1 protein-coding gene and 1 pseudogene are annotated in these 751 nt (G+C 47.3%); both read left to right on the forward strand.

Annotation, left to right across the window (positions count from 1 at the left end; translation table 11 throughout):
• Positions 1 to 164 (forward strand): annotated as a pseudogene (locus R7044_RS25170) ((Fe-S)-binding protein); the annotation flags it as partial.
• A gap of 41 nt (positions 165 to 205) precedes the next feature.
• Positions 206 to 751, forward strand: a 546-nt coding sequence (locus R7044_RS25175) for a TVP38/TMEM64 family protein (RefSeq protein WP_225455992.1), incomplete at its 3' end; no start/stop codon positions are given.

The following is a 751-nucleotide window of genomic DNA, read 5'->3' on the forward strand; positions in this document are numbered from 1 at the left end:
TGATGGGTGTTGGCACGAAATCTTGGCACATTCTAGACCTGATGTTCGGCCCTGTGATCATGCAAGGTGATGAACCGCCAGTAAACGTACTCGCTAGCCCTGTAAAAGCTTGGTTCAACCGCTACAAATCAAAAGCGGGTCTGATCAAGTGTATGTCTGTATAGCTATCTCTTTTTAATTATTAGGTTTAAGTGAAGTTGAACTTATGAAATTCGTAAAAATCGCTCTTATCGTCGCTGTTGTAGCTATTGCTCTGTTCGCGGCAAAACAAACTGGTATTCTTGAAATCATCACTGACATCAAGAGCCTACAAGATTGGATCGCCAGCTTTGGTGTGTGGGGCTACGCCGTATTCGTAGCAGCATTCGTGTTTGCGTGTGTTTTCCTACTACCGGGCAGCGCGTTCACCATTGTGGCAGGTATCGTATTTGGTCCTATCAAAGGTGGCGTATTGGCGCTGTTTTCTGCAACGCTTGGCGCGGTGGCGGCATTCATCGTGGCGCGCTTCCTACTGCGTAATACCATCATGAAGAAGTTTGGCGACAACCCAATCTTCAAGAAAATCGATGACGGTGTCGCAGCAAATGGTACAAGCTTCTTAATTCTGACTCGTCTTGTGCCTGTATTCCCATTCAGCCTACAAAACTACGCTTACGGTCTAACCAGCCTCAACCTTGGCACTTACGCTCTGGTTTCTCTGTTGACCATGGCACCAGGCGCATTCATCTTCGCTTACATGGCGGGGGATATT

The sequence above is a fragment of the Vibrio sp. 1402 genome (assembly GCF_033340275.1).